This is a genomic window from Calditrichota bacterium (genome assembly GCA_016867835.1).
GTDB lineage: Bacteria > Electryoneota > AABM5-125-24 > Hatepunaeales > Hatepunaeaceae > VGIQ01.
In genome coordinates, this window is record VGIQ01000141.1 from 1 (window position 1) to 6,262 (window position 6,262).

4 protein-coding genes are annotated in these 6,262 nt (G+C 56.6%); all 4 read left to right on the forward strand.

Annotated elements, in window-relative coordinates; genetic code table 11:
- The coding region (locus FJY67_10935) for an undecaprenyl-diphosphate phosphatase (GenBank protein MBM3329963.1) at positions 1 to 762 on the forward strand (762 nt) is incomplete at its 5' end.
- Positions 763 to 801: 39 nt separating this feature from the next.
- Positions 802 to 3,693, forward strand: coding sequence for a T9SS type A sorting domain-containing protein (locus FJY67_10940; protein MBM3329964.1), 2,892 nt, complete (start codon positions 802 to 804; stop codon positions 3,691 to 3,693).
- 258 nt (positions 3,694 to 3,951) lie between these two features.
- A complete protein-coding gene (locus FJY67_10945; GenBank protein MBM3329965.1) occupies positions 3,952 to 5,091 on the forward strand; it encodes a glycosyltransferase family 4 protein in 1,140 nt (379 codons plus the stop codon).
- A partial coding sequence (locus FJY67_10950; protein ID MBM3329966.1) for a sugar transferase occupies positions 5,088 to 6,262 on the forward strand: 1,175 nt, incomplete at its 3' end. The genes FJY67_10945 and FJY67_10950, both read left to right, overlap by 4 nt.

Genomic DNA, 6,262 nt, shown 5'->3' on the forward strand with positions numbered 1-6,262 from the left:
GGCGGTAATGGGGTGGTGCAAGGTTTGACCGAGTTCCTTCCGGTCTCATCGAGCGGTCATCTGGCGCTTTCAAGACATTTGCTTGGAGTCGGTCTGGCCGAAGATGTAGGCTTCGAAGTTTCCGTTCATGCCGGTACGCTGGTGGCTGTCGTTCTCTTTTTCTGGAAGAGGCTGCTCGATATTGTCCGGGGTGCAGTCAAGGGGGAACGAGCGGCCCTTTTCTGGATACTTTATCTAGCCATAGGGACGCTTCCGGCAGGTGCAATCGGACTATACTTCAAAGATACCGTTGCCCGGCTTTTTAACGATCTCTCCATGGTTGCCGCTGCGTGGATGTTTACTGCGGGACTGCTTTATATTTCGGAACGGCTGGCCGGATCGCGTATTATTCCGGAGCGAATGGGGGCCTGGCGGGCGCTGGCGATTGGCATCGGGCAGGCGGTAGCGATCCTGCCCGGAGTCTCGCGCAGCGGAGCTACCATTGCCACCGGGCTTATCTGCGGTGTCGATCGCAAAGGTGCAGTTGACTTTTCGTTTCTACTGTCGCTTCCCGTGATACTGGGTGCGATCTTGTTGACCGTCGGCGATTGGATGGAGGGTAGTGTAGTTCTTGCCGGGCCGCATATAGCGGGAGCCATCACTGCCGCGATGTCCGGGTATCTGGCTATTGCTGTTATGCTCAAGGTAGTCGTCGGGCGAGGCTTGAAGTGGTTTGCGTTCTATTGTCTAGCACTCGGGATTGGGACTTTTATGTTTCTTTAGTATCAAGTGTCAAGATCGAATTGATGAGGACGATGGCCGGTGAAGCTGATTCCAAAATATACCTTGATATTTTTTTTGACCGGGTGGGCGTTCCTTCAGGCTTATGCTTCGAAGCCGCCGCTATCGGGAGTGGTTTCAATCGAACACGATCCCCTTCCCCGGTGGGGCGGCTTCGAATTGCAGCGCGTCGGCCTCAACCGGCGGGTGGCTTGGGATGAGAACGATCGGCCTCAAAATGAGCCCGTTATCGTCGTCGATCCGACCGATCCAGATCACCTCATCGGTGCCTGCAATGACTATCGCACCGGCAGCGCGGCGTGCGGTTGGTATGTCTCGTTCGATGGCGGTGAGTCTTGGTCCTCAGGCCGGGTGGAAACAGTAGACCGCTACGGATCAGCTGGCGATCCCTCGCTTGCAGTTGATAACGAGGGTCGCGTTTACCTGTGTGGCATCAACTTCGACCGGAGGACGCGGGTTGGCGGGATCTTCGTATCCATCGGCGAAGATGGCGGCCGCAGGTGGAGCGAGCCGTCGTGGGTGATCGATCACCAGGGCGAGTTCGAACCGCCTTTTGAGGATAAACCCTGGATCGCAGTGGACCGGAGTGGAGGCGAGCGCGACCAGGCGCTCTATGTCAGTTGGACGAGGTTCGGCACCGGGCAGATTTATTTCAGCCGGTCGCTCGACAGGGCGCGGTCGTGGTCGGAACCACTGCGTATCTATGACGGGTCGGGACAGGGTTCGCTTCCCGTCGTCGGACCGGACGGTGAACTCTATCTATTCTGGAAGGATTACTCACAGGATCGTATTCTCGGCTGTCGGTCAGATGACGGCGGCGAACGCTTCGGCGACCTGTTTGTCGTAGCCCGGACAACGGCACTACCCGACACCCTTGCGCCGTCGCGATTTCGAGTCTGGAGCATCCCGGCTGCCGATGTGGACGGGAGCCCTTCCCCCCGGCGAGGCAGGGTCGTCGTCGCCTGGGCTGACTATCGCAACGGCGATGCCGACATCCTGATGTCATATAGCGACGACGGTGGTGGATCATGGAGCGAACCACAGCGTCTTAATGACGACGATGCTCGCAACGGGCACGACCAATTCTTCCCCTGGCTGTCGGTGGATCCCACCAGTGGAGTCGTATCGGCCGTCTGGTATGACCGTCGCGACGATAACGATAATCATCTAATCCATCTCTACGGTCGCCGATGGCGGGATCGTCTCGACGGCACCGCCAGTGAACGACTCTCTAACGCACCATTCGACCCCAACCACGACTTCGATGGGCGGTTTATCGGCGACTACATCGGCATCGACGGGCTTGATGGTCGAGCCTTTGCCGCCTGGTGCGATGCTCGAGACGGCGGTCAGGACATCTACGCCGCCCGGTTCGATGATGAAGCGCGCTTTCAAGTCATCGAAGGAGAGCGGGCGCACCGGTTCCGGATAGAAGGGTTGTCGGTAAATGGCCGACCGGCACAGCCCGGCGATGAGATTGCAGTGCTCGACTCCCTCGAGCGGGTGGTCGGAGCCTATCTCGTCGATGGTGCTCCGCCTTATCAGTTTGTCGCCACCGGAGACTGGGTGATGTCGCACCTTTGGCGGCGGATCGGCGGGGGGTACTATCGGTGGAAGGTGTGGGATCAGTGGGAAGGCGTGGCAATAGATGTTGCAGCGGAGACTATCGCCGGCGACCTTCTCTTATTGCCAACCGGTGAAACAACGGTTCGGCTTGAAGCGCCTCCACCCGATACCCAGCGCGTTCACATCGTGGGCCGGTTCAACTTTCTTTCGTTCAATGTTGTGCCGCTGACCTTTGATCCACTCCAGGTATTGGCACCGATGCGCAACGGTGCCATTCTGGTATCGCTATGGAATGGCACGTTTTGGTCGCCCCGGTTTAGATATTCAAGCCTTGACCGGCACCGGATCGAGGACGGCTACCGGATTACTGCGGTCCGCGATCTGCCAGTAACGGTAGTCGGGAAACGTATCGAATCCCAGCGTCCAATCCAACTGCAAACCTGGTGGAACCTGATCGCTTATTACCCCGACTACCCGCTCGAGGTGTGGGACGCACTCGAATCTATTGAAGGCGTCAACTGGATGGCGAAAGACGACCGGGGCCGGTTTGCCGAGAGTAGATTGGGCTTCTCGAATATGATTCCCTGGCGACCCGGCAAGGGCTACCTGGTGCGGGTGCCGGAGGCGATGGAATTGGTCTATCCGCGGGAGGTTCGAAGCGAGAGACTCGAGGCTCGAGTCGGAGGTGTGAATAGTGAGCAGGGGTGGACTCCATCGGGCGGTGACAATATGTCTGTCATGATAATGAATATTGCTGGCGCTGAAGATGGCAGCGAGTTTGAGTTGATTGCTATGACTATCGATGGCGTTGTCTGCGGCGTAGCAAGCCTGTCCGGGCCTCCTCCCTGGGGAATGGCTGTCTGGGAAGACGATCCGTCAACTCCCGAACTTGACGGTGCGCAGTCGGGCGAGGAGATCACTTTTCAATATGTTAACCGGGAACTGAATAGCCGGTTCGAGGTGACGAAAAGGCTTATCGAAGGGTCGGCAGAATACCGTCGCAATGAACTGGCAGTGATGGAACTTACATTTCACCGGAATGCTCATAATGGGCTGCCGGATGTGCAGTTCGCAATTGAACCGAATCCAACAAATGGACCGGCCGTGGTCTGGTGGCGATTGTCCATTGCCGGCGAAGTGCACATTGCGGTTTTCGACCTTACCGGGCGGCAGGTAGTTGCTCATCGGTTTGCAGCAAGCAATGGTGACGGTCAACTGACTTTACCTATAAGCGGCTTATCTTCCGGTCTCTACTTTGTGAAGTTAGAGGTAGTCTTCAGAAATGTAGGACTGGTGATGCCAGCGCTGAAGTTTAGGCAAATCCAGCGCCTGGTGGTGCTGAAATGAGACACAATAATCTGCCATCATCAGGGGTGCACTACATTTTACTACTTGGTGCAGTTAGTTCTTGTCTTCTCCCACCTGCTTCGCGGGGGGGAATAAAAGGGAGGGCAATATGGGGTTGCACTTCTACCCCCCTGTAGTCCCCCTGCTGAGCCGGGGGACAAAACAAGATGATACTGCACTCATCAATGTTTACAAATCACTTGGCACTTGACACTTGATGCTTCCCACTTGTCACTCGATCTTGAGCACTTGAGCACTATGTCACTTGCGCACTCCTTTAGCCGTGTAGCCCTCGTCCACGACTGGCTGACCGGAATGAGAGGCGGTGAAATGGTGCTCGATGAGTTCTGCCGCCTCTTCCCGCAGGCTGACATCTACACACTTGTGCATGAGAAGGGGAGCGTTTCACCCCTGATTGAGAGCCACCGGATCATCGAGTCGCCGGTTGTGAAATTGCCTCGTGGTCGCAAGCACTATCGAACTTATCTGCCGCTCTTTCCGTGGGCCATCGAGGCTTTCGACTTGCGAGGATATGATCTGGTTCTTTCCGACAGCCATTGCGTTGCCAAGGGCGCTATCCCGGCTCCCGATGCGCTTACGCTTTCCTACGTGCACACCCCGATGCGTTATGTATGGGACGTCCGAACCGACTACCTTGGGCCGGATCAGTATGGGTCGTTGAAGCGATTGATTGCCGGTTTTGCGGCGCATTACCTTAGGGCATGGGACGCAGTATCAGCCACCCGTATAGATGCATTTGCAGCCAATTCGCGACATGTTGCGAGTCGTGTTCGGAAATATTATCGGCGCGATGCGACGGTGATCTACCCGCCGGTCGAATTGGATAAGTTTAAGATCGGTACCGGCGAGGGAGGATACTATGTAACCGCTTCAGCATTGGTGCCTTACAAGCGGGTCGATCTGGCAGTGAAAGCCTGCACCGAGTTGGGTTTACGGTTGAAGGTCCTGGGTGACGGTCCCGAATATCGGAAGCTGAAGCATGTCGCCGGACCGACGGTCGAGTTTGCCGGACATTTGAGCCGCGACGAACTGGTTGAGGTCTATCGCGATGCCGTTGCTTTCATTCATCCCGGCGAGGAAGATTTTGGAATCGCGCCGGTCGAAGCCCAGGCTTGCGGTCGGCCGGTTATTGGCTTTGGCCGAGGCGGCTTGACCGAGACGGTAATAACCGGAGGTGAAACTGCCACCGGGATTTTCTTTTATGAACAGTCCGTAGCGGCATTGAGGGAGATTCTACGCTCGTTCGATCCCACTGGATTCAAACCGGAGGAGGCGCGTCGGAATGCCGCGCGTTTCGATGCAGGACAGTTCAGCTCGAATGTCGTGCGCTTTATCGAACACTCCCGGCGGATAGTGCAGGAATCTCGCGGCGAATGAGCGGACATCCAAGTTCCCGAATCTGGCTGGTGCTGGGCGCAGTGCTTTCGGATTTCCTGGCGATTCTGGGTAGTATGGGAGTTGCCTATAGCATTCGCTTCGGGTCTGCATTTCTGGAACTAATTCCAGCCGTTAACGGAGTCCCGCCTTATGTCTGGTATGGGCGGCTTGCGGTCCTCTGGGCGGTGATGACAACGGGACTATTGATTGGCGGCAACTATTACCGCGTTCCGAACTCCGTAGGACTGGCAGGCGACCTCGTCGGTGCTGCAGTCCGGTTCGTCGTTGCCGCGACGATTCTGCTCGCAGGGCTATTTTTCTATCGGGAACTGACCTTCTCCCGGCTCACGTTAGGTTTGGCGATGATCACCGGGCTGATACTGCTCGGCTTATCGCGAGGACTCTGGCAAGCCATTCGGCGAGTTTTATACCGCAGGGGCATCGGCCTGAAGCGAGCCGCTATTGTTGGCAGCGGCGATGACGCGAATCTGCTGTTACGACATATCCAGAATCATCCCCGTTTCGGCTATTCGGCTGTTGGCTTGTTAGGCACGGCCATTGCCCCGAACCATGTTCTTCCTGTTCTTGGCAACATAGCGGATGCAGGCAATATCGTCCCCCGGTATCAAATCGATACCATAATCGTGTCGGGGCAGGAAGGAAAGTCGCTCGTCGCAGATCTGGTGCGGGCTTGCTATGGGATCAATGTTGAGTTTCTCTATGTTCCGGACATCAACCTTCCGGCAGGATCATCGGGGACTTTATCCCATCCAACGGGACCGCGCCGGATCGTCGAAGTCGGCGGAGTGCCTCTTTGGGCACTGAAGGAGACCCCCTTCACCGGCTGGCCGGGTCTAACCAAAAGGCTCTTCGACTTTATAGCCGCAAGTTCCATTCTGCTGACCATCTCACCCCTGCTTATTATTGTTGTCCTCGCCGTGAAACTGACCAGCCGCGGGCCGGTATTCTACAGTCAACGGCGTGTCGGCCTCGATGGACGGGTCTTCAACTGCTTGAAGTTCCGTTCAATGCGACCTGATGCGGAAGTCTCAACAGGTGCGGTTTGGGCTCAGCCCGGCGATCCCCGGGTTACGACCGTGGGGAGATTCCTGCGCCGCTTCAGCCTCGACGAATTGCCCCAACTGCTTAATGTGGTTAAAGGTGACATGAG